Annotated in this window: 22 protein-coding genes and 1 tRNA gene; 16 read left to right on the forward strand and 7 right to left on the reverse strand. The window is 68.6% G+C overall.

The genetic code is table 11. The annotated features are described in order from the left end of the window. Positions 1–206 precede the first annotated feature (206 nt). Positions 207–1,565, reverse strand: a complete 1,359-nt coding sequence (locus CA982_RS01355) for a mannosyltransferase family protein (RefSeq protein WP_086533528.1) — start codon at positions 1,563–1,565, stop codon at positions 207–209. A 148-nt stretch (positions 1,566–1,713) separates the two neighbouring features. Here CA982_RS01355 and CA982_RS01360 point away from each other — a divergent pair, with 148 nt between their 5' ends. After that, positions 1,714–2,979, forward strand: a complete 1,266-nt coding sequence (locus CA982_RS01360; RefSeq protein WP_086533529.1) for an aspartate kinase — start codon at positions 1,714–1,716, stop codon at positions 2,977–2,979. A 2-nt stretch (positions 2,980–2,981) separates the two neighbouring features. Next, complete coding sequence (locus tag CA982_RS01365; protein WP_086533530.1) at positions 2,982–4,007, forward strand: aspartate-semialdehyde dehydrogenase; 1,026 nt, start codon at positions 2,982–2,984, stop codon at positions 4,005–4,007. Here CA982_RS01365 and CA982_RS01370 read toward each other — a convergent pair. Further along, the gene (locus CA982_RS01370; RefSeq protein ID WP_086533531.1) at positions 4,004–4,732 is read right to left on the reverse strand and encodes a FadR/GntR family transcriptional regulator; all 729 of its coding nucleotides are present in this window, start codon (positions 4,730–4,732) and stop codon (positions 4,004–4,006) included. The genes CA982_RS01365 and CA982_RS01370 overlap by 4 nt on opposite strands. Positions 4,733–4,857: 125 nt before the next feature. Between CA982_RS01370 and CA982_RS01375 the strand changes: the two genes are divergently transcribed. Continuing rightward, entirely contained in the window at positions 4,858–5,391 is a 534-nt protein-coding gene (locus CA982_RS01375; RefSeq protein WP_086533532.1) for a gluconokinase, read from the forward strand. Between the two features lie 2 nt (positions 5,392–5,393). Next, complete coding sequence (locus CA982_RS01380) at positions 5,394–6,788, forward strand: GntP family permease (protein WP_086533533.1); 1,395 nt, start codon at positions 5,394–5,396, stop codon at positions 6,786–6,788. Between the two features lie 22 nt (positions 6,789–6,810). Here the strand turns inward: CA982_RS01380 and CA982_RS01385 are convergent, their stop codons facing one another. After that, entirely contained in the window at positions 6,811–7,176 is a 366-nt protein-coding gene (locus tag CA982_RS01385) for a MerR family transcriptional regulator (protein WP_086533534.1), read from the reverse strand. A 65-nt stretch (positions 7,177–7,241) separates the two neighbouring features. Here CA982_RS01385 and CA982_RS01390 point away from each other — a divergent pair, with 65 nt between their 5' ends. From CA982_RS01390 to CA982_RS01420, 7 genes are all read left to right on the forward strand, one after another. After that, the gene (locus CA982_RS01390) at positions 7,242–8,051 is read left to right on the forward strand and encodes an alpha/beta fold hydrolase (RefSeq protein WP_086533535.1); all 810 of its coding nucleotides are present in this window, start codon (positions 7,242–7,244) and stop codon (positions 8,049–8,051) included. After that, positions 8,048–9,157 carry an MFS transporter gene (locus CA982_RS01395; RefSeq protein WP_158097786.1) on the forward strand — a complete coding sequence of 370 codons (1,110 nt, stop codon included), beginning with the start codon at positions 8,048–8,050 and terminating at the stop codon, positions 9,155–9,157. Before CA982_RS01390 ends, CA982_RS01395 begins: the two co-directional genes overlap by 4 nt. Positions 9,158–9,265: 108 nt before the next feature. Next, positions 9,266–10,678: a hypothetical protein gene (locus CA982_RS01400; RefSeq protein WP_086533537.1), complete on the forward strand. Its 1,413-nt coding sequence runs from the start codon at positions 9,266–9,268 to the stop codon at positions 10,676–10,678. Positions 10,679–10,828: 150 nt separating this feature from the next. Beyond that, a complete protein-coding gene (locus CA982_RS01405; protein ID WP_086533538.1) occupies positions 10,829–12,094 on the forward strand; it encodes a lipase family protein in 1,266 nt (421 codons plus the stop codon). A 64-nt stretch (positions 12,095–12,158) separates the two neighbouring features. Continuing rightward, positions 12,159–12,848 (forward strand): hypothetical protein, encoded by a 690-nt coding sequence (locus CA982_RS01410; RefSeq protein WP_086533539.1) that lies wholly within the window; start codon positions 12,159–12,161, stop codon positions 12,846–12,848. Positions 12,849–12,973: 125 nt separating this feature from the next. Next, positions 12,974–13,405, forward strand: a complete 432-nt coding sequence (locus tag CA982_RS01415) for an organic hydroperoxide resistance protein (protein ID WP_004023349.1) — start codon at positions 12,974–12,976, stop codon at positions 13,403–13,405. A gap of 66 nt (positions 13,406–13,471) precedes the next feature. Further along, positions 13,472–13,948 (forward strand): Dps family protein, encoded by a 477-nt coding sequence (locus CA982_RS01420; RefSeq protein WP_086533633.1) that lies wholly within the window; start codon positions 13,472–13,474, stop codon positions 13,946–13,948. 84 nt (positions 13,949–14,032) lie between these two features. On the opposite strand, the gene CA982_RS01425 is transcribed toward CA982_RS01420, so the two are convergent. Then, complete coding sequence (locus tag CA982_RS01425; protein ID WP_086533540.1) at positions 14,033–14,635, reverse strand: hypothetical protein; 603 nt, start codon at positions 14,633–14,635, stop codon at positions 14,033–14,035. 203 nt (positions 14,636–14,838) lie between these two features. Here CA982_RS01425 and CA982_RS01430 point away from each other — a divergent pair, with 203 nt between their 5' ends. From CA982_RS01430 to CA982_RS01440, 3 genes are all read left to right on the forward strand, one after another. Then, positions 14,839–16,311 (forward strand): serine/threonine-protein kinase, encoded by a 1,473-nt coding sequence (locus tag CA982_RS01430; RefSeq protein ID WP_086533541.1) that lies wholly within the window; start codon positions 14,839–14,841, stop codon positions 16,309–16,311. A gap of 129 nt (positions 16,312–16,440) precedes the next feature. After that, positions 16,441–17,817: a DUF2252 domain-containing protein gene (locus tag CA982_RS01435; RefSeq protein WP_086533542.1), complete on the forward strand. Its 1,377-nt coding sequence runs from the start codon at positions 16,441–16,443 to the stop codon at positions 17,815–17,817. Positions 17,818–17,871: 54 nt separating this feature from the next. Further along, on the forward strand, positions 17,872–19,236 hold the full coding sequence (locus tag CA982_RS01440) for a dipeptidase (RefSeq protein WP_086533543.1): 1,365 nt from the start codon (positions 17,872–17,874) through the stop codon (positions 19,234–19,236). Here CA982_RS01440 and CA982_RS01445 read toward each other — a convergent pair. After that, positions 19,223–20,290, reverse strand: coding sequence for an acyl-CoA dehydrogenase family protein (locus CA982_RS01445; RefSeq protein ID WP_086533634.1), 1,068 nt, complete (start codon positions 20,288–20,290; stop codon positions 19,223–19,225). The genes CA982_RS01440 and CA982_RS01445 overlap by 14 nt on opposite strands. 212 nt (positions 20,291–20,502) lie before the next feature. On the opposite strand from CA982_RS01445, the gene CA982_RS01450 reads away from it, so the two are divergent. Then, a complete protein-coding gene (locus CA982_RS01450; protein WP_086533635.1) occupies positions 20,503–20,946 on the forward strand; it encodes a helix-turn-helix transcriptional regulator in 444 nt (147 codons plus the stop codon). A gap of 65 nt (positions 20,947–21,011) precedes the next feature. On the opposite strand, the gene CA982_RS01455 is transcribed toward CA982_RS01450, so the two are convergent. Together CA982_RS01455 and CA982_RS01460 are read right to left on the reverse strand one after the other, a co-directional pair. Beyond that, positions 21,012–21,626, reverse strand: a complete 615-nt coding sequence (locus CA982_RS01455; protein ID WP_086533544.1) for a lipocalin family protein — start codon at positions 21,624–21,626, stop codon at positions 21,012–21,014. A 148-nt stretch (positions 21,627–21,774) separates the two neighbouring features. Next, positions 21,775–22,200 (reverse strand): DUF7144 family membrane protein, encoded by a 426-nt coding sequence (locus tag CA982_RS01460; RefSeq protein WP_086533545.1) that lies wholly within the window; start codon positions 22,198–22,200, stop codon positions 21,775–21,777. Between the two features lie 199 nt (positions 22,201–22,399). Here CA982_RS01460 and CA982_RS01465 point away from each other — a divergent pair. After that, positions 22,400–22,473, forward strand: a tRNA-Pro gene (locus tag CA982_RS01465). Positions 22,474–22,534: the final 61 nt, after the last annotated feature.

The following is a 22,534-nucleotide window of genomic DNA, read 5'->3' on the forward strand; positions in this document are numbered from 1 at the left end:
GCTCCCTGAGGAGCGAGCTTGCGAGCGTCACGAAGGGTCTCGCAAGGCATCTCACCAGGCCCTTCGAGGCTCGTCGCTATCGCTCCTCGCACCTCAGGGAGCAGAGGTTTTGCCGTCGTCTCGGATTAGGGGGCAGAGGTTTTGCCGTTCTTTCGGATCAGAGATCAGAGGGGTCGCGCTCCGCGGGGAGTGGGGGTGCGCGCATCTCACATGGCGTGGGGGAACACGGTGAGCATGTGTGCACCGAACCACGAGCTGCCCACCACGACCGGCACGACGATCATCCCGGCGACGACCGGTCGCATCCGCGCGAGCGCCATCGCCAGCGGGATCAGCAGGACGAATGCGGGCAGGAGCAGCCGCGGCCGGCTCATCATCAGCCCGCTCGACAGCACGATCTGCGCGACGAGCAGGGAACCGTAGAGCAGGACCGGCCACGGCATCCGTGACCACACCGCGACACACAGCATCGCCAGTGTGCTCAGGACGATCCACGCGGTCGCCACCGGCGCGATCTCGGCCGAGTGCACGAGCATCTCGTTGACGAACCCGAAAGCGGCCACACCCCAGTCGAATCGGGTGTCCCAGCCCTCGGTCTGGATGCGGAACCACCCGGTCGGTGAACCGGTGTGCACCCACACCACGCAGAGGTAGGCGAGGTAGCCGAGGGGACTGATCACGATGGCGACGAGCGCGCGGACCCGTGCCGCTCTCGGCACGGCGGTTCCGCGTGCCTGCCACAGGAACACGACGGCCGCGAGCATCACGACCCCGATCAGGACCGCCGCCGTGGGCCGGCACAGCCCGCAGATCGCGGCCACGAGGCCGGCGAGAAGCCAGCGTTTCTCGAGGACGGCCACCAGCGCCCACACCGCTAGTGCGCAGAACAGCGCCTCGGTGTAGGCCATGTTCAGCACGATCGACATCGGCGTCGCGGCGAAGAGCACCACCAGGAACAGTCCGGTACCCCGCTCGGGTGCCGGGCCGACGGGCGACCGGCGCGCCATGAGTCGCGCGCACACCATGCCCAGGCGTGCCGCGCCGACCGCCGCCACGCAACCCAGGAACAGGTTCACCGTGATCGCGGCACCGAACGGGCTCAGCCCGGGCAGCTTCGCGATGAGCCCGACCAGGTACGGGTAGCCGGGAAAGAAGGCGTATGCCGTGTCGACGGTGTGCAGACCCCGGGCGTCGGTGAGCGCGTAGGGAACGCCGTCGTACCCGTGGGTCGCGATCGCGATCATCCACTGCCCGTCCCATACCGCGAGGGAGTCGCCCAGCGTGGTCCCCCGGAGATCGGCGAAACGGGCCAGCACGAGGATGCCGACGGCCCGGATGACGAGGAAGACGAGCAGTGCGTCGAGCCACCAGCGATGCCTGCGGAGGCCGGCCGGCGACGAGCTGAGCGGACCGAAGAACGCCGTGGTGATCGACCTCAGCCGACGCCCCGCCTCGCCGACGACGACCGGTGCGCGTCCGGACGACGCGCCCCCGGCGCCGGATCGCCTCCCGGTCCGGCCGTCGGCGCCGCTTCCGGAATCGCCGACGTCGGTAGGGGAGGCCACCCGAGCGATCCTAGGGCGGATCGGATCGTCCGGGTGCCGATGGGTGGCGTGGAGACCAGGTCAGGCCGTCGGGCGTGGTCCCGGTAAGGTTGTCCCGGCAAGTTGACGTCTATCGACCGGCACACTGGCCGGCGGGAGGTAACTCGACGTGGCCCTCGTGGTGCAGAAGTACGGCGGATCCTCGGTCGCAACGGCCGAACGCATCCGTCGCGTCGCCGAGCGGATCGTCGAGACCAAGAAGCAGGGCAACGACGTCGTCGTGGTCGTGTCGGCGATGGGTGACACCACCGATGAACTGCTCGACCTCGCCCAGCAGGTCAACCCGGCGCCGCCGGCGCGCGAGATGGACATGCTGCTGACCTCCGGTGAGCGGATCTCGAACTCCCTCGTGGCCATGGCGATCAGTTCGATGGGCGCGCAGGCGCAGTCGTTCACCGGCTCCCAGGCCGGCGTCATCACGACGAGCAGCCACGGCAAGGCCAAGATCATCGACGTCACGCCCGGACGCGTTCGCAGCGCCCTCGACGAGGGCAAGATCGTGCTGGTCGCCGGTTTCCAGGGCGTCTCGCAGGACACCAAGGACGTCACCACCCTGGGACGCGGCGGTTCCGACACCACCGCAGTCGCGCTGGCCGCGGCACTCGAGGCCGATGTCTGCGAGATCTACACCGATGTCGACGGGGTCTACTCGGCCGATCCGCGCATCGTGCCCGACGCCCGTCGGCTCGACACCGTCTGCTTCGAGGAGATGCTCGAGCTGGCCGCCTGCGGCGCCAAGGTGCTGATGCTGCGGTGCGTCGAATACGCCCGCCGGTACAACGTTCCCGTTCACGTGCGCTCGTCGTACTCGACCAAACCCGGCACCGTGGTGACCGGATCGATGGAGGACATCCCCGTGGAAGAAGCCATTCTCACCGGCGTCGCACATGATCGCAGCGAGGCCAAGATCACCGTCGTCGGACTCGACGACAAGCCCGGTTACGCGGCGCGGGTGTTCCGCGCCGTCGCCGACGCCGAGATCAACATCGACATGGTGCTGCAGAACGTCTCGAAGGTCGACACCGGCAAGACCGACATCACCTTCACCCTGCCGCGCGAGCTCGGACCGCTCGGTGTGGAGAAGCTGACCAAGCTGCAGGCCGAGATCGGCTTCACCGACCTGCTCTACGACGACCACATCGGCAAGGTGTCGCTGGTGGGCGCCGGCATGAAGTCGCATCCCGGCGTCACGGCCACATTCTGTGAGGCCCTCAGCGAGGCCGGCGTGAACATCGAGCTGATCTCCACCTCGGAGATCCGCATCTCGGTACTGTGCCGCGACACCGAACTCGACGACGCGGTGCGCGCTCTGCACGCCGCCTTCGATCTCGGCGGCGAAGAAGAAGCCGTCGTCTACGCCGGAACGGGGCGATAGCAGTGGGCGTACGTATCGGAGTCGTGGGCGCGACCGGTCAGGTCGGCGCCGTCATGCGAACCCTGTTGGCGGAGCGCGGGTTCCCCGCCGACGAGGTGCGGTTCTTCGCGTCGTCGCGCTCGGCGGGCAAGAAGCTGCCCTGGGGCGACGGCGAGATCGTCGTCGAGGACGCGGCCACCGCGGATCCGTCCGGTCTCGACATCGCCCTCTTCTCGGCGGGCGCCACGATGTCGCGCGAGCAGGCACCGCGGTTCGCCGCGGCCGGGGTCACCGTCATCGACAACTCCTCGGCATGGCGCAAGGATCCCGATGTGCCGCTGGTGGTCTCGGAGGTCAACGGCGAACTGGCGAAGAACCCGCCCAAGGGCATCATCGCCAACCCGAACTGCACCACCATGGCCGCCATGCCGGTGCTCAAGCCGCTGCACGACGAAGCCGGCCTGCAGCGCCTCATCATCTCCAGCTACCAGGCGGTCTCGGGCAGTGGGCTGGCCGGCGTCGAGGAACTCGCCACCCAGGTGCGCGCGGTCGCCGACGACGCGGAGAAGCTCGTGCACGATGGTTCGGCCGCGGACTTCCCGGCGCCGAACAAGTACGTCGCGCCGATCGCGTTCAACGTTGTGGCTCTTGCCGGTTCGCTCGTCGACGACGGGTCTGGCGAGACCGACGAAGACCAGAAGCTGCGCAACGAGTCGCGCAAGATCCTCGGCCTGCCCGAGCTCCTCGTGAGCGGCACATGCGTGCGGGTGCCGGTGTTCACCGGTCACTCGCTGTCGATCAACGCCGAGTTCGCGAACCCGCTGTCGGTGGCTCGCGCACAGGAGATCCTCGGCGCGGCAGCCGGTGTGGAACTCGCCGACGTGCCGACGCCGCTGGCCGCCGCGGGCAAGGACGTATCGCTGGTCGGCCGGATCCGGCAGGACCCGGGCGTTCCGGAAGATCGCGGCCTCGCGCTGTTCGTCTCGGGGGACAACCTCCGAAAGGGCGCGGCCCTCAACACGATCCAGATCGCCGAGCTGCTGGTCTAGAGCACCTCCGGCGGCGAGGGGGTCTCCTCGGAGACGGCCGCCGCCGCCTCGGTGATGATCGCTCGCATCGACGCCTCCGCGACCTCCGGGTCGCGGAGGCGTATTGCTCTGGCCACATCGTCGTGCAGTGCGATGGCGGCCGGGTTGGGGGTCGCCGGCATCATCCCGTGATGGGTGCGTCCGGCCAGGACCTCGTTCACCACGCCGGTGAGTGACCGGAACATCTCGTTGCCGCTCGCCTCGAGCAATGTCCGGTGGAAGACCTTGTCGGCCAACAGATACGACTCCAGGTCGCCGCCTCGTCCGTGGACCGACATGTCCGACACCGCAGCCGCGAGAATGCGGCACTGATGCTCGTCGGCCCGTTCGGCGGCCAGCGCCGCCGCCACCGGTTCAAAACCTCGCCGCAACTCCGACAGGGTCGCCAGGAACTCGGCGCGCTCGCCGCCGTCCAGCCGCCACCGGATCAGCCGGGCGTCGAACACGCTCCACCGCGTCCGTGGCTGGATGGTGATGCCGACGCGCCGTCTCGATTCGACCAGGCCCATCGACTCCAGCACCCGGATCACCTCCCGGGACACCGTCCGGGAGATGCCGTGTTCGGCACTGATCGACTCGAGGGTCAGCACGCTGCCGGCCGGTTGCGCCCCCGAGACGATCCGCCGACCGATCGCGGCGAGGATCTCGTCGTGCCGTTCACCTGCGCTCCGTGTGCCCTGACTCACCGTTTCATCTTCTCATTCACCGGCATCTGACCCAATGTGCGTACTTAATCCGTCACGAGCTTGCAAAAGTATGACTATTGAGGCAGCCTGACGTGATCAGCAGCACAGTGTCGTGAGGAGTGAGCATGCGATCGCCAGTAGTCGTCATGGGCGTGTCGGGGTCCGGGAAGTCGACGGTCGGGGCCGCGCTGGCGCAGCGCCTACGGGTGCCGTTCGCCGACGCCGACGACTTCCACCCCGCGGAGAACATCGCCAAGATGTCGGCGGGACAGCCGCTCGACGACAACGACCGCGGACCCTGGCTCGAATCGATCGGCGCCTGGTTGGCCGACCACGGCACCGGCGGGGTGATGAGCTGTTCGGCACTCAAACGCGACTACCGTGACCGTCTGCGCGAGCATGCACCGACGACCCTGTTCGCGCACCTCGCCGGCTCGGTCGACGTCATCTCGCGACGACAGGCATCCCGGCCCGGGCACTTCATGCCCCCGGCGCTGCTCGCCTCGCAGTTCGAGACCCTGGAGCCGCTGACCGCGGACGAGAACGGCCTGACCGTCGACGTCGACCAGAGCGTGGACGCGATCGTCGACGAGTTGGTCGCGTCTCTGCCCGACGGGCCGAGCCCGCACGATTCGACCCCGGCCACCGAGGAGAAGTGACGATGTCCCCGATCACCACGATCCTCGCCGCCGGTACGGACCTGCCCGAACCCGTTGCTCCCGGTTGGCAACTCATCGTCGCGGCGCTGGCCGGTATCGCCGTCATCGTCGTCGCGATCACGATCGCGAAGGTCCATCCCTTCCTCGCGTTGGTGGGCGGCGGCGCGACGGTCGGCATCGTCGCGGGTGAATCCATTCCGACGGTCCTGGAGTCCTTCACCGCCGGGTTCGGCACCACCGCAGCAGGTGTCGGCATCCTGATCGCACTCGGCGCCATGTTCGCGAAACTCCTCGCGGACTCGGGTGGTGCCGACGAGATCGTCGACACGATCGTCGGTCACGCGTTGCCGCGGATGCTGCCGTGGGCGATGGCCCTCGTCGGCGCCATCATCGGGCTGCCGATGTTCTTCGAGATCGGCCTCGTGCTGTTGATGCCGGTGATCTACCTGGTGGCCCGACGTTCGGGTCTCGGATTGATCCCGATCGGCATACCCGCGCTGGCCGGGCTCTCGGCGATGCACGGGTTCGTCCCACCGCACCCCGGTCCGCTCGTGGCGATCGACGCCCTCGGCGCGGATCTGGGAACGACGCTCGGACTCGGTGTGCTGGTGGCCATCCCGACCATCATCGTCTCCGGACCACTGTTCGGGGTGCTCGCGGGCAGGTGGGTGACGGTCGAGGCGCCGACGACCTTCGACGTCGATCCGGCAGACGGTCCGACGACGAAGCGCCCCTCGTTCGCGATCACCATGTTCAGCGTCCTGCTGCCCGTCGTGCTGATGCTGGGCAAAGCCATCGCCGAGATCTTCATCGCCGACGAGGACCAACCCCTGCGCAAGGTCCTCGACATCCTGGGCACACCTCTGATCGCCCTCCTGATCGCGGTGATCGTCGCGATGTTCACCCTCGGTCGGGGTTCCGGCATGGACCGCGAGACGATCTCGAAGTGTACGGGTGCGGCCCTGCCGGCCATTGCGGGAATCCTGCTGATCGTCTCGGCGGGTGGCGGTTTCAAAGAAGTCCTCGTCGACACCGGGATCGGCACGTTGCTGGCGGACTGGGCAACGGGCGCCAATGTCTCGGTGCTCCTGCTCGCCTGGACCCTCGCGGCACTGATCCGCCTGGCCACCGGTTCGGCGACCGTCGCGACCATCACCGCGTCGTCGTTGATCCTGGGCCTGGTCGACGGGATGGGTTCGGGAGAACTCTCGCTGGTCGTCCTCGCGATCGGTGCCGGCTCGGTGTTCCTGTCGCACGTCAACGACGCCGGCTTCTGGCTGGTGAAGGAGTACTTCGGGATGACCGTCGGCCAGACCTTCAAGACCTGGTCGATGATGGAGACGGTCCTCTCGGTGACCGGATTGATCGTGGTGCTGGCTCTCGGTCTGATCATTTGAGGGAGCGGTGAGCAGGAACCGGCTACTCGGAGCCGGTCCGAACGCCCCCGGGGGCAAGCAGTCGCCGGATCGAGCCGCGTTGTCGATCGAGGTCGGCGAGCTGGGCCTCGACCCTCGCGAGCACCTGTGTCATCTCGGCGGCGACACTCGGGCACAGCTGGATCTCTGGTGATCTCCCGACCGCGCAGGGGAGGAGTCGCGCGATCACCTCGGTCGAGAAGCCGGCGGCGAGCAGCCCGCGGATCTGGTGTACTCGCAGCTCCGCGTCTCCGCGGTATCGGCGGTAGCCGTTCGGGTCCCGGTCCGGTATGAGCAGCGCATGCTCCTCGTAGTAGCGCAGCGCTCGTCGCGTCGTCCCGGTTCGCCGTGCCAGCTCACCGATCAGCACCCTTGACCTCCTGCTTTCGCGGCAGGTTTGACATTCACCCCGGCGTCAACGCCTACGTTTCCGGCATGATTCCGCAGACAGAAGTCGCAGACATCCTCACCGGCGTCGACGTTGTCGAGTCGGGTGACGGCCCGGTGGTCGCGCTCGCCCATGGTGCGGGCGGCGGGGTACGGGAGAATTTCGCCGCGTTGATCGATCGATCCCCACGCGAGCACCGGTTCGTCGGGCCGTATTACCCGGGTGCAGGCGGTACGCCGCCCGTCGCCGATCCGTTGGACATCGAGGCCCTTGCTGATCAGGTGGTCGCAGCCGGAATCCGTGCCGGTGGGACGAGGTTTCCGGTCGTGGGCCTGTCCCTCGGTGCAGCAGTCGCGGTCACCGCCGCGGCACGGCACCCCGAGAACGTGAGTGCTCTTGTCCTCACCGTCGGACTGGCGCATGCCGACGCCCAGTCCGACGCGTTCACCGCGGTGTGGCGGACACTCGCGGCGCACGAGGAGTGGGACGCCCTCGGCCGGTACCTCGTCTCGAGCACACTCACACCGGATCTCCTCGGCGCACTGACGCTCGATGAGTACGAGCGAGCTGTGGCGGCCGTCGTCGATGGATATCCGGCCGGTGGGGCAGCGCACGCAGAGCTGGCGGGGCGGACCGACGTGACCGAACTGCTCGACGGGATCGAGGTGCCGTCACTGGTCGTCGTCTCCGGACAGGATCGCATCATCGCGCCGTCGACGGCCCGCGCCTACGCGCGCATTCGGGGCGCAGAGTTGATCGAGTATCCCGATGCCGGACACATCTTCACTCCCGATGAGGCCGCGGTCTGGGCTGGCGAGGTCGCACGCTTCCTCCGAGAGCCGTCATCGGTGCGGTGACGCTCCTCCGCTACGGCTCGCTCGGCGCAGCGCTGTTCGTGTATCTGACCGCAGAGCTGTTCCCGATCGGGGCGCAATCCGAGCTCGCCGCCGGACTGGCCTGTCCACCAGCCCGCATCGGCCTCCTGCTGTCCGTCTACGCGGTGGTGGCAGCTGCTGTGACGTTGCCGTTGCTCGCTGTCACCCGGCGGTACGACCAGCGCACGGTGCTGGTGGTGTGTGTATCTGTGCTTGCGGTGTCGCAGGTGGGTTTCGCGTTCTCGGACGACTTCGCGTCAGCCGCTGCCTGGCGGGCGCCGGCGGCGGCCGTTCACGGGATCGTGTGGTCGCAGGCCACGGTGGTGGCGGCACGGCTGAGTCCCCCGAACCGCGTCGCCCGCGCGAGCGCCGCAGTGTTCGTCGGATCAACCCTCGCGCTTGTCGCCGGCGCCCCGCTCACCGCGACACTCGCGCATGTGATGGGTTGGCGGGCAACGTCGATGGTGATCGGAGTGGCAGCGGCAGTGTGTGCGGCTGCGCTGTGTGCGGTGTTGCCGTCGGTTCCGCCGCATCGGGCTTCCCCGCCGGCCACCGGAGGCGCCGGCGATGTCGGGCCGATTGCCCTCGTGGGCTCGATCACGGTGCTGATGGTGACCGGGCATTACGTCAGCTATGCATTCTTCGAACCCCTGGTCCTGCGCGGCTGGTTCGGATACGCAGTCGTGGCACCGATGCTGGCGGCGTTCGGAATCGCAGGTCTGCTCGGCGTCTGCCTGGCGGGCCGCCGGCTCGATGCGCATCCACGACGGGTCCGGTTCGGTGTCGTCACCGGCCTGGTCTGTGCTCTGTGCGCGGTGGCGATCCCGCCGGTGATCCCGGCGGGGGTGGTTGTCTGGGGATGTGCCGCCGCGGCGATGCCGGTGGTGCTCAACACCGCCGCGCTGCGGTCGAGTCGGCACCGGAAGGATGTGGCCTCGGCCGTGTATGTGGTCGCCTACCAGGCGGGAATCGCGATCGGCTCCGCGACGGGTGCTGCGGTGCTGGACTTCGTCTCCCTCGCCGCTCTCCCGATCGTCTCGATCATGCTCATCGTCGCTTCTGCGGCTTTGCCGTTCCGCACCGGCTGAGTGCGTGTCGAGACCCCGGCGCGGCTCAGCCGCCCCATCGAGCCCGACCGACCGGCGGGTCGCCACCCTCGTCGATGCTGTGCGATAGCTTGACCATCCATGACACGGATGCAGCGGGCCTGGCCGGTGGCCGTCGCCGGGGTCCTGGCGATGGCGGTGACCCTGGCGTACCCCGCGGCGGCACAACCGGACTCGCCGAGCGCCGGACTCGGACCGGCCGACACCTCGCTCATGCACGGCGATCTCGCCTCCACGGACTCCACGTCGCATCGCGGACCCGGACGTGGTGCTCGGCTGGCCGCCTCCTCCGTCCCGGGCGGCGCGTGCGCGGCGACCTTTGTGGGACGCGACGGGATGCCGGTCGCATTGTGCACCCAGTTCGTCGGATCGTCGCCGCCGGCATTCGCGGCACCGACGGTCGTCCTCTTCGATCCCCGGACCGCGCAACCGCTGGCGTCGACGCAGCTGACGAAAGGTGGCCTCCTCGGTGGTGTGTACGGCTATCTCGATGATCGCGACCGGGTGGTCGTCGCCGACGGTTCGGGGTCGATTCTCCGTGTCGCGCATGCGAAGACGGCGAACGGATGGCGAGTCTTCGTCGACGATCGGGTCGACGTCGAGCATGTGATACCGACGGGTGACGCGATCACCGGACTGGCGCCGGACTTCGACGGCCGCGTGTGGTTCGCGACGACGCGCGGGGTGATCGGGACGGTCGACCGGCACGGCGCCGTGCGGTCCACCCGACTCCCGGCGGGGGAGGAGCTGGGCAACGGGCTGTCGATCCGGCGGACCGGTGCGTCGATCCTGACGACGCACGCGCTGTACGAGATGCACGCCGACCCCGGTGGCGCGCCGCGGGTCGTCTGGCGTCGCGCCTATGACCGGGGACCGGCACGCAAACCCGGGCAGCTCACCTGGGGTTCGGGGACGACACCGACCTATTTCGGTCCGGGTGGCGACGGGTGGGTCGCCCTCGTCGACAACGCGGAGCCGCCGAGTCTTCGGGTGCTGCGCAGCGACGACGGTTCCGAGGTGTGCCGGATGCGGGCCTTCGCCACGTCCGGGCCGGGCACCGAGAACTCGCCGATGGCCTGGGGCAATTCGCTCGTGATCCCGAGCACCCTCGGTTACCAGTACCCACCGATGGCGGTGCGGGGGCCGTCGATCCCGGCCGATGCCCCGTTCGTCGGTGGGTCCACCCGCATCGATGTCGGGGAAGGTGGCTGTCGCCGCGTGTGGGAGAACGGTGACCGGATCGCCACGCTCCCCAAGCTGTCCCGCGCGGACGGTCTGATCCACGCGGTCGGCTACGGTCCGCTCGTACCGGGGCGCCCGCAGCAGGTGGGCGAAGTCGTCTACCTCGCAACGGACTTCGCGACGGGACGGCGGGTGGCGACCGTGCCGGTCGGGACGGCGCCGGTCGACGAACCGCTGGAACTGACCGGAACCATCACGTCCGACGGGACACTGTGGCAGGCGACGCTCGGGCGGATGCTGAAGATCGCGCCGGGTCGCTGACCGGGCGGCTCGGTGACAGCCGGCGGCGGCTCGAGGACGGGTCCGCGGCCGGTCGTGCCGGTGCTCGCACCCCGCCCGCGACGCCAGTCACCTGACTCAAGTTACTGTGGGGTAGGTTACACAGCCATGAACGTGAGGTCGGGGAGAACAATGACTCATCGCAGGACATCGAGACGACTCGTCGGGCTCGCCGGCGCGCTGGTGGCGGCCTGTGCCGCATCGCTGGTCCCGGCGGCGGCCGGAACCGCCGCGGCGGCGGACTTCTACACCCCGCCGGCCCGGTACGCCTCGGACCCGGGTTCGGTGATCCGTAGCAAACCGAGTCCGCTGCTGCTCCAGATCCCCGGGATGGCAGGCCAGTGGCCGGGGACGGCGCGCACGGTGATGTACACGTCGCGACGTTCCGACGGGACACCCGTTCCGGTCACCGGCACCGTCGTCGAGCCGACCGCGCCGTGGCCCGGCAAGGGCCCGCGACCGACGCTGGTCGTCGGGTCCGGAACGATCGGTCAGGGCGACCAGTGCGCCCCGTCGAAGCTGATGGGTCTGCCGCTGGCAGTCGATCTCACGAAGCCGAGCATCGCGGTGAACTACACGGCGCCCGAGATGTACTACATGCTCGTCCACGGCGTACGCGTCGTCATCACCGATTACGTCGGGATGGGCACGCCCGGTGTCCACACCTACGTCAACCGCGCCGAGTCCGGCCAGGCCATGCTCGATGGTGCGCGGGCCGCGCTCGACCTCGTGGGTGCGCCCGCCGATGCGCCGGTCGGCTTCGCCGGATACTCGCAGGGCGGTGGGGCCGCCGCGTCGGCGGCCGAACTCGCCGAAACCTATGCGCCCGAGCTGAACGTCCGTGCCACCTACGCCGGCGCGCCTCCGGCCGACCTCGAGAAGGTCATCCCGGCGATCGACGGCACCACCATCGCCGGGGCGATCGGTTTCGCGATCAACGGGTTGACCGAGCGGTATCCGAACGTCGCCGACGTGGTACGACGAGAGACCAATCCGACCGGCAAGGCGGCGCTGAAGCAGATCTCGACGAGTTGCATCGGCGACATCATCCCGGCCTTCGGTTTCCGCCGCGTCGAGACCTGGACCCGAACCGGAGAGACGCTGTCAGCCCTCATCGCCCGCTCCCCGGGTCTGCAGGACGTGGTCCGGCAACAGCGGATCGGACGCCTGAAGCCGAACGCGCCCGTCTTCGTCGAAGGCGGACTGCACGACGACGTGATCCCGTACGGACAGGTCGCGCAGCTCGCGGCGGACTGGCGGGCCCAGGGTGCCGACGTCACCTTCGTCACCGATCCCACCCCGCCCATCCTGACGAAGTCGATCGTCAATCACGTCGTGCCCATGCTCGGGACGTTCGTGCCCGGGATGGAATTCGTACTGACCGAGTTCCGGAGATAAGCCGCACGGCGCCGGAGGCTCCTCGACGCTGGAGGCCCACCGGGGCGAGTGGCAGGATCGGGGCATGACGGATCCGAAGGACCCGACCGGCGGTGCGTCCGGCGAACCCGCCGGGCGTGACCCCGATCGTGTCCCGAGCCAGGCCGAGCTGGATGCCGAGGACCTGGCCGCCCTCGAACGATCCTCCCGAGACCGGGACCAGGCCGCGCTCTATCCGGCCCGGCCCGGCGATCCGGGGCCGCCACCGGAGGCGCTCGCTGTGCACGCACGGATCGTGTGGTGGGGCGCTGCGGTGATCGGGCTCGTGCTGACGATCTACGGCTTCTTCAACCTGGGGACGATCACCGACGATCTGCGTGGTCGGTTGCTCGAAGGGGTGGTCGCCGACCCGGCGAACTCCGCTCCCGAGAGCGAGGTCGACACGCTCGCCGGGTTCTTCCCGCCGTTCATGCTGGTGATGATCATCGTCGTGCTCGCCATCGAGTACGCGTGCCTGGTCGCCGCGGCCACCCAGCACAGCCGCCACCTCCGCAACTTCTTCCTGGCCGCCGTCGTCGTGCATCTGTTGTGCATCCCCGTCGGCGTCGACCTGCTCTTCCGGTACCCGGACGTGTCGTCGACCATGGTCGTCCTCAGTTATGTGCAGCTCATTCTGCTGGTGGTCGCTGCCCTCTGCACCCTCCGGAGCCCGGTCAATCGATGGCTGCCGGAGTCGACCCGGATGAAGCCGACGCGGATGATGCGCGGACGCTGAGACGGCTCGCCCGGTGTCGTGACCATCACGTCGCCGAGGGTGGTGTCGCCGGAATGTTCCGTGAACGGGGCGGGTTGGAACGATCGTCGGCCCGAACCCGTACTGAGCATCCAGGAGGATTTCGAATGGCAATCGAACCGGTGTACACCATCTCGTCGAAGGCGTCCGGCGGCGGACGTGACGGCGAAGTCGTCTCGGCGAGCGGCCAGATCGACCTGGACCTGCGCCCGCCGAAGGAACTCGGTGGCAACGGGGAGGGAACCAATCCGGAAGAGTTGTTCTCCGCGGGATATGCGGCCTGTTTCCTCAGTGCGCTTCGCGCCACGGCCAAGCAGGCAGACACCCCGGTCCCCGACGGTGCAACCGTGGACGTCACCGTCGGAATCGGAAAGGACCCCGCGGACAACGGCTTCGGACTCACCGTCGCCATCGAGGTGTCGCTGCCGGGTCTGGACGAGGCCAAGGCGAAGGAGCTCGCCGACCTCGCATACACCTTCTGTCCGTACTCGAAGGCCACCAAGGGCAACATCGATTCCGCGGTCACCGTCCGCGTCTGACCGCGTCGCACCACCGCAGTCGGATCTCGACTGCATCCAGCTATGACGAGAAGGGAGTTCTTGATCATGACCACCACTCCGATCACCAGCACACTCACCGACGAGCAGCAGTCCGTCGCCGGAAAGGCGTTGCAGGACACTCTCGTCGACCTCATCGACCTGTCGCTGATCGCGAAGCAGGCGCACTGGAACGTCGTCGGCAAGCAGTTCCGGTCGGTGCATCTCGACCTCGATGAACTGGTCACGGTGTCCCGGGAATTCACCGATGCGGCGGCCGAACGCGCCACCGCCATCGGCGTGAGCCCGGACGGCCGTGCCGAGACCGTCGCCAAGACCGCCCACACCAAGGGATTCGGTGAGGGATGGACCAAGGACAGTGACGTCGTCGAGTCGATCGTCGACAATCTCAAGGCAGTCGTCGCGGGTCTCCGCGAGCGAATCGGGGTCACCGAGGAGGCCGATCCGGTCACCCAGGATCTACTGATCTCGTTCGCCTCGAAACTCGAGCAGCTGCACTGGATGTGGCAGGCGCAAATCGTCTAGCGAGGCCGCCTGACCCTCTCACAGCAACGAACCCCCGCCGAGCGGTCCAGCCCGGTGGGGGTTCGTTGTGTCTCGGGTCGCCGGTCAGTCGGCGGGCCGCGCCGGGACCGGGGGTTCAGCGGCGGTCGGGGCATCGGACACCGGGGCATCGGACACCGGGGCATCAGAGACCGGCGCATCGGACACCGGGGCATCGGCTGCCGGAGTCGGGTCCGGATCGGTGTCCTCGGTGGCGGCGTACGAGTCGCTGAAGGACACCCGCGGGGTCGTCGCCGAGTGGTACAGCGCGATGCCGACACACACCAGCGTCGACACGGCGAAGACGCCGGCGGCCACGATCGCGGCGATGTGCACGACGGTCGCGAAGACGCCGTCGAGTGATCCCACCGCGAGAGCCCCGGCTCCGGCGAGTACCGCGCCGAGCAGCGCCCATGCCGCACTCCGAATCCACGGCGCGACCACCGATGCATAGAAGAGCCGCTGATAGATGGTCAGCGAGAACTCGTCGACCGCGGCGAGTCGCACCTCGTCGTCGCCGGCGAGGTCGCGCAGTTCCCGGGCCAGCTGGGTCTGGCGTTGCAGGGTCGTCGATTCCCGTTCGCGGTATCGCACGAACCCGACGACGCCGAACGCCGTAGCCAAGAGTCCCAAGCCGACCATCACACCCCAGTAGTCCACGGCAGTCACGCTACAACTAGAACCTGTTGCAGTCGTGAAGCGGGTCACAGGGTCGCATCGTCGTGGCCGGTCACGACCTCGCCCCGCGGTGACGGTCGAACCCGCACCGCACGCGCTGCTACGTTGGGCGACCGTCTGCGCCGGAACGGACGGGTCGGGGCGAGCCCGGCGGCCTGCGCGGAGGATTCGGGAACGAACGGGAGGGTGCGCGGGTGACCGGTCGGGTGATCTGGACGTCGATCGTGTGCGTGGCTGTCGGCCTCGCGGTGAGCGCTTCGGCAACCGGTGTCGGGGCGTCAGGTGTCGGGGCGTCCGGGATCGGCGCGTATACGAGTCCGTCGCCGGGCGTCGACGTACTCGCCGGCGATGTGCCGGAGTCGGTTCAGCTCAGTCGCGAGCTGTACGCCCGATCCGACGAGGCGATCCTGGTGGGTCCCGACGCACTCGACGACGCCGCTCGCCGAGCCGCTGCGGCGCGTGTCGCACAGGACAAGCACGTGCCGGTCCTGGCGGTCACCCCGCAGACGGCGCCGAGCGTCGCCGGCGAGCTCCGACGGCTCGGGGTCGACACGGAGGTCCGCCTCGGCCGGGTCGACGGCGTTCCGGCCCCGCGTACCTCCGCGGATCTCGACGACCTGCGGGGCAACGCACCGAGGTCGGGGACCGCGCCAGTGGTGATGCTGACCCGCGACGCTCCCGCCGACGCGATCATGACGGCACGGTCCGCGGCACGGGTCGTCGAGGTGCCGGTACCCGATCCGCGTGCGACCGCCGAGTCGGTGGCGACGATCGAGGCGGCCGCGTCCGAACCGACCGCAGTGCGGGCGGTGGGTCCCGGGTTCGGCACCGCTGCGGAGTTCGCCCGTCGCGTCGAACAAGCCCGCGACACACCGGAACTGCCCGGCGGCGGGCAGGTCGTCTTCCCGGGTAGGCGGATGGTGGCGCTGTACGGATCGCCGGACGCACCGGCGCTCGGACCCCTCGGCCGGCAGGGCATCGCGGCGTCGATAGACCGGGTGCGCCGCCTCGCCGCCGAGTACCAGCGGGTGAGCGCCGAGCCGGTGGTCCCGGCGTTCGAGATCATCGCGTCGGTCGCCTCGGCCGAACCGGGCCCGGGGTCGACCTACACGAACATGATCGATCCGGAGACCCTGCGGCCCTGGGTCGAGGCCGCCGGCCGCGCCGGGGTCTACGTGACCCTCGACCTCCAGCCGGGGCGCATGGACTTCCTGACGCAGGCGCGTCGCTATGCCGACCTGCTGGCGCAACCCCACGTCGGCCTGGCGCTGGACCCCGAGTGGCGACTGACGCCCCATCAGGTCCACCTCACCCAGATCGGTTCGGTCGGCGCCGAGGAGGTCAACCGGACCTCGGACTGGCTCGCCGGATTCGTCCGCGACCGTCGTCTACCGCAGAAGCTGTTCGTCCTGCACCAGTTCGACGCCGGGATGCTCGACGACCGGCCCGCGATCGTGACCGATCGCGACGAGCTGCAGGTGGTTCTCCATGCCGACGGGCACGGCACCCCGGACGTCAAGATGGAAACGTGGCGCAGATTGGTCACCGATCTCCCGGCGGGAATGTGGATGGGCTGGAAGAATTTCTACACGGAGGACAAGCCGACGTTCTCGCCCGCGGCCACGCTGGCGGTGCGCCCGTCCCCGTGGTTCGTGTCGTATCAGTGACCTCGGCGTCACCGGCCGGCGCGGGGCCCGACGGACGTCGTTCGCGGCGGTTCACCGCGGGTTCCGAACGGGCCCGGAGAACTGCAACTCCGCCCGGTGGCGGGGCCGCACCGACGTGAAGGAGCATCCGTGGTCGCACCTCTGTCCACCCTGCCCACCGCTGTCGAACTCGCCGCGTGCCCCACGCCGACCGAGCGAGCCGACCCACTGAAAATACTGGCGGCACAGGCCGAGACCCGGGTCGCCGACCTCATCCCGGTGCGGCACGCCCGGATGTCGGCCACCCCGTTCACCTTCTATCGTGGCGCGGCCGCGGTGATGTCCGACGACCTGTCGCGGACCCCCGACACCGGGATCATCACGCAACTCTGCGGCGATGCGCACCTCAGCAATCTCGGTCTCTTCTTCAGTCCGGAGCGTCGAATGGTGTTCGACCTCAACGACTTCGACGAGACCCACGTCGGTCCGTTCGAGTGGGACGTCAAACGCCTCGCGGCCAGCTTCACGATCGCCGGACGCAACAACGGGTTCGACGACACGACCAACCGCAAGGTCGCCAAGACCGTCGCTAAGGCATACCGACGGGCCATTGCGCGCAGCGTCACGCAGACGACGCTCGAGAACTGGTACGCCGGAATCGACGCCGACGACTTCCTGACGGACTTCGGCCCGAAGCTGGACACGTCGATGAGCGAGCGCACGCAGAAGGCCCTCACCAAGGCCCGCCACCGCGACAGCGCCCAGGCCCTCGCGAAACTCTGCGTGATCGACGCTGACGGTACGGCGCACATCCGCAGTGACCCGCCGCTGTTGGTTCCGCTGCACGAACGCTTCCCCGCGGAGACCGCCGACATCGTCGCCGAGCGGGTCCGGGAGCGGATCGAGGCCTATCGCGACACCGTGCCGCTGCACGTGCAGGCGCTCCTCGACCAGTTCGAGATCGTCGACATCGCGTTCAAGGTGGTGGGCGTCGGGAGTGTCGGCACGCGGGCGTGGATCATCCTGCTCACCGGCAAGGAGATGGGTGACCCGCTGTTCCTCCAGGTCAAGGAGGCGCAGCGGTCGGTTCTCGCCGACCACGTGCCGGCCTCCGGGTTCGACAACCAGGGGCAGCGGGTGGTCGAGGGTCAGCGACTGCTCCAGGCGACCAGCGACCTGTTCCTCGGCTGGTCGACGGGGACCGACGAGAACGGCGAGCGACGCGACTTCTACGTCCGTCAACTCCGAGACGGCAAGGGCTCGGTGGTCGTCGAGGCCCTGAGCCCCGAGGGTATGAAGCTGTATGCGCAGTTGTGCGGCCTGGTCCTCGGTCAGGCGCATGCGCGTACGGCGAGCCGGTTCCAGATCGCCGAGTACCTGAAGACGACGAAGGGCTTCGGCGAGGCCATCGCCGAGTTCTCGATCGGCTACGCGGATCTCAACGACTCCGACCACTCGAGGATGATGGAGGCCATCGGCCGCGGCGAGCTCGAGGTGTACGACCTGGCGGCCGAGGGTAAGAGCTGAGTCCGCCGGCGATCGGCCGGGCGGCCCGATTCGACGACACACGGGAGATCGCTGGTGGAACCGACTGCGCGAGACGACGAGATGACCCTGCGGGACGAGGTGACCGCGCTGATGCCGCAGGCGAGATCGGATCTCGCGGAGATGGTCCGGTTCCGGTCGGTGCACGACCAACACCAGTTCCCGGTCGAGGAATGCGACGGGATGGTCGACTGGCTGCTGGCGGCGTTCCGGGATGTCGGCGTCGACGACATCGCCGCACACGTCACCAGCGACGGCAGCAAGGCGATCACCGGGTCCATTCCCGGCCCGGAGGGCGCGCCGACCGTCCTGCTCTACTTCCACCACGATGTGCAGCCACCCCTCGGTGATGACGAATGGGATTCCCCCGTCTGGGAACTGACCGACCGCGACGGGCGCTGGTACGGGCGCGGAGCGGCGGACTGCAAGGGCAACATCGCCGTACACCTCACCGCGCTGCGGGCACTCGCCGGCCGGGCGGGGGTGACCGTGAAGATCATCGGCGAGGGCTCGGAGGAGCAGGGGACCGGCGGTCTCGAGGACTTCGCCGTACGGAACCCGGAACTGCTTGCCGCCGACGCTATCCTGATCGCGGACTCCGGGAACTTCGCCGTCGGGAAGCCGAGCCTGACGACCACCCTGCGCGGTATCGCGAACATCGTGGTGTCCGTGGAAACTCTCGGGTCGGCCATGCACTCCGGGATGTTCGGCGGCGCCGCCCCGGATGCCCTCGCAGCCCTCATCTCGATGCTCGCCACCCTGCGTGACGAGCACGGCAACACCACCGTCCACGGACTCGACGCCGACGCTCGCTGGTCTGGCGTGTCCTACCCGCCCGAGCGGTTCCGCAGCGATGCAACGGTTCTCGACGGGGTGGGACTGGTCGGTTCGGGATCGGTGTCGGACATGGTGTGGGCGCGCCCGGCCGCCACGGTGCTCGGCATCGACTGTCCTCCGGTGGTCGGCTCATCGGCGGCCGTGCAGCCGAAAGCGCGGGCGCGGATCAACCTCCGGGTGCCGCCGGGGATGGACCCCACGCATGCGCAGGACGCACTCATCGAGCATCTCCGGGCCGTCACGCCGTGGAACGCACGGGTGTCCTTCGAGCGGGAGGCGGTGGGAGCGCCGTTCGTCGGCTCCACCAGTGGCCCCGCGTACGACACCCTCACCGACGCGCTGGCGACCGCGTACGGCAGTGAGGTGCTGATCCAGGGACAGGGCGGCTCGATCCCGTTGTGCAACGTCCTCCAGTCGTTGTTCCCGGACGCGGAGATCATGCTCTTCGGTGTCGAGGAACCGCGCTGCCTGATCCACGCGCCCAACGAGAGCGTCGATCCGTCGGAGATCGAACGGATCGCGTTGGCCGAGGCCATCTTCCTGCGCGACTTCAGGCACCGCTGAAGCGCTGCAACAGAGCAGTTTTCAATTCCGGCCGGCTCGCGGCGACCAGGACGAACGCGGCTTCGCGGAACAGCCGCTCGGAAGCGCTCCCGCGTACCACCGCGCGGCCGCCGTCCGCGGCCGCCAGTGCGGCGGCGGCGTCGAGTGCCAGGCGCGCCGCGTCGGCCCGGGCTGCCAGCAGTGCGGTGGCATCCGCCATCCCGGCGTCCAGTGCGGTCCGGACGACGTCGGCGCGCTCACGTAGTGCCCGGGCCTCCCGATTGTGCCCGCGGACATCGAGCAGCGCGGTACAGCGTCTGATGAGTCCGAACGGGAGCGTGCCGTTGAGCCGGACGCCGACGTTCTGGCTCGCGAAGAACTCCCCGAGACCCACGCGGGTGACCACGCGGTCGACGGGGACGGTCAGGCCGTCGACCCGCAGCGACACCGTCCTCGTCGCGGTGGCCGCGGACAGGTCGACGGGCGTGGCCCGCACCGCGTCGGCCGACGCGCCCTCGAGGAGGTCGGGCATGCGCAGAATCGCGGACACGACGTCGTCGGTGGCAGCGTCGCGGGCCGAGACCTGCAGGAGGTCGACGTCGCCCCAGCCGCTCACGAACGGAGCATGACCGGTGAGGAGCCAGCCGTCGCCGGTGGCGGTCGCGGTCATCCGCGGCGGCGTGGGGACGACCCCGGCATAGGCGACCCCGGCACGGAGTCGCCCGGTCACGGTCGCTTCGAGGAGTTCCGCACGTAGGTCGGCGTTCGTGGTCCGGGACAGGGACAGCACCACCCCGTGATGCTGGATCCAGGTGAACGCGGTGGCGAGACAGCCGCTGGTCAGTACCTCCAGGATCTCGGTGACCTCCCCGAATTCGAGCCCCGGCCCGCCGGCGTCGACGGGCGCGGCGATCCCGTACAGGCCGGCCTCGGCCAGTGCCTGCCAGTGCGACTCGGGCACGGCGCCGGTGCGGTCGACGTCACCGGCGGCGGGGAACAGGACCTCATCGGCCAGCCTGATCGCGGCCGTCCGGAGCTCGGCGCGTCGTGCGTCTGCGGCGTCGTCGATGGTCACGGTTGACACCCTACGGCGCGTGTCCGCGCCGGCCCCGTTGTTGGACATCTGACCAAGACTGTCGCCGACCCCTCTCACGGAAGTCGTCGTGGCGCAGCACGATCCCGGGACCAGAATCCTTGAAAGTGGGACCAAAGGCCCAAGACCGGCGAGGGGCGCGTCGATAGACTCATGTTCGGGTGGGAGCATTCTCTCGCGTGGAAGGAACCCTGGTGACCGCAATCCTCAATGGTCGGGACGTGCAGTCGATACGTGTAGTGCCGGAATCGAATTCGGGTGCTCTACGGTCGGATATGCGGACGAGTGAGCGGTACTTGCGCGCCGCGGTCACCGACCTCATCGAGCGCAACTTCCGTGATCCCGACTTCAGTGTCGAGATCGTCGCCCGGCACCTGCACGTGAGTCGCCGACACCTCTACCGGGTTCTCGCCGGTGGCACCACGTCGCTCGCGGAGATGATCGCCGACCGCCGCCTGGAATGGGCCCAGGGGTTGCTCATGGGTCCGGGCAACCTCAAACTCGAAGCCATCGCGCACGCGTCGGGCTTCGCCTCGACGGCGACGATGCGCAACCGGTTCCGGTCGAAGTTCGGGTGCACCCCCGACGAGTTCCGCCGCACCGCCCCGGTGTCCGGCTCGGCCGCCGAAGCGAGCTGAAACACTCCGGCGCAAGCACTTTCGTGCCTGCGCCGGAGTTTCTGGTCATCGTCTGACGGTGGCCGTCACACCGTGCACAGAGGCGAGTAGTCGCTGCGCCCGCCGGTCGTCGGGGAGACGAGGAAGGTGCACGGGTTGTACCCGACCTTCTCGATCTCCTTGGTCAGGCGACGCAATTCCGAGTTGGGGACCACTTTGTCGCGGGAGAGCAGGAATCCCGATCCGCGGGTCGGATCACCGACGATCGCGTACTGGTAGGGGCCCGTGGGGTTCGGGCCGTCCTCGAGATAGGCGACGATGTAGTTGGGCGCGCTGCCGGGATTGATGCTCCCCGGGGTCTGCGGGAAGCGAACGCTCAGTTGCGCATTGGTCTGGGGGTCGACGACGGTCGCGCGCCCGACGACACCTCCGCGCATGCCGGTGGGGCCGGTGCACTGGTTGTCGACGCCGATGGTCTTGGCGTCGACGTAGGTGTAGGTCGCGCTGGTGTCCCGGGCGCACGTGACCCCGAAGAAGGACGGCACGGTTGCCAGCTGCCACCACTTACCGAGGTAGCGGTCCACCTCGACCTTCGCCACCGGGGCCAGCGGCGCGGCGTGCGCCGGCCCTGCTCCGGCAGCGAAGCCGACGCTGAGGAATACGCCGGCGACAAGGGCTGCAAGGGACCGGGTGATGCGCATGGTGTTCCTTTCGGGCGATACGTCGTCGCGCCGCTCCCGAGGTGGAGCAGCGTCACCAGACGATTCGGACCGGATGCGCGTCGTGGATTGGTCGTCCCCCGCAGCCCCCGTCTCAGCGAACTCTTCGCACTGCGTCAGAGCCGGTCGGTCACAGGTTGTATTCGTTGTTGGGGTTCCAGGTGGAGACGGCCCAGATCACGATCAGGTCCAGGACGATGATCAGGATGGCCCACGCGGGGTAGTAGGGCAGCCACAGGAACTGCGCGATGATCGACAGCGAGGCGATGATGATCGCGGAGATGCGCGCCCAGTCCGCGCCCACGGCGAGACCGCCGGCGACGAGGACTCCGACGATGCCCAGGATCAGGTGGATCCAGCCCCAGGTGGTGAGGTCGAACTCGAAGATGTAGTTCGGGCTCGCGACGAACAGGTCGTCGTTCGCGATCGCGGAGATGCCCTGGAAGATCGAGACCAGACCGGCTACGAAGAGCAGCGCGGCGGCCACGATCGCGATCCCGAATGCGAAACCCTGCTTGGCAGACGAGTTGGCCTGCTGATCCGGGGAAGCGCTCATGGTTGGCGTGTCCTTTCAGTGGTTGTACGCCGACTCCCTGGCCCCGACCGACGGCGCGGCGGCACTGGTACGGATGGACCACATCAAGAATGAGGTGCGCGGCACACTTTCGCACGAGTTTCAGCCACACCGGACACATCTTTGACCAGGCGATTTAGTACTCGACGAGAGTGGGGTATAAGCTATCGCAGGCTACACACGGGGTGTGGCGCAGCTTGGTAGCGCGCTTCGTTCGGGACGAAGAGGTCGTGGGTTCGAATCCCGCCACCCCGACGCAAGGTTGAGATTGCAGAAGAGACCCTGACCTGGAGAAATCCGGTCGGGGTCTCCTCGT

Origin of the sequence: Gordonia lacunae, assembly GCF_002149015.1 — a bacterium.
Lineage (GTDB): Bacteria > Actinomycetota > Actinomycetes > Mycobacteriales > Mycobacteriaceae > Gordonia > Gordonia lacunae.

Bases quoted from the DNA above. Each gene is read 5' to 3' on its own strand.
- CA982_RS01460 (WP_086533545.1), bottom strand. From the start codon at position 22,200: ATGAGCGCTTCCCCGGATCAGCAGGCCAACTCGTCTGCCAAGCAGGGT.
- CA982_RS01455 (WP_086533544.1), bottom strand. From the start codon at position 21,626: ATGCGCATCACCCGGTCCCTTGCAGCCCTTGTCGCCGGCGTATTCCTC.
- CA982_RS01410 (WP_086533539.1), top strand. From the start codon at position 12,159: ATGACGGATCCGAAGGACCCGACCGGCGGTGCGTCCGGCGAACCCGCC.
- CA982_RS01380 (WP_086533533.1), top strand. From the start codon at position 5,394: ATGTCCCCGATCACCACGATCCTCGCCGCCGGTACGGACCTGCCCGAA.
- CA982_RS01420 (WP_086533633.1), top strand. From the start codon at position 13,472: ATGACCACCACTCCGATCACCAGCACACTCACCGACGAGCAGCAGTCC.
- CA982_RS01375 (WP_086533532.1), top strand. From the start codon at position 4,858: ATGCGATCGCCAGTAGTCGTCATGGGCGTGTCGGGGTCCGGGAAGTCG.
- CA982_RS01405 (WP_086533538.1), top strand. From the start codon at position 10,829: ATGACTCATCGCAGGACATCGAGACGACTCGTCGGGCTCGCCGGCGCG.
- CA982_RS01400 (WP_086533537.1), top strand. From the start codon at position 9,266: ATGCAGCGGGCCTGGCCGGTGGCCGTCGCCGGGGTCCTGGCGATGGCG.
- CA982_RS01390 (WP_086533535.1), top strand. From the start codon at position 7,242: ATGATTCCGCAGACAGAAGTCGCAGACATCCTCACCGGCGTCGACGTT.
- CA982_RS01415 (WP_004023349.1), top strand. From the start codon at position 12,974: ATGGCAATCGAACCGGTGTACACCATCTCGTCGAAGGCGTCCGGCGGC.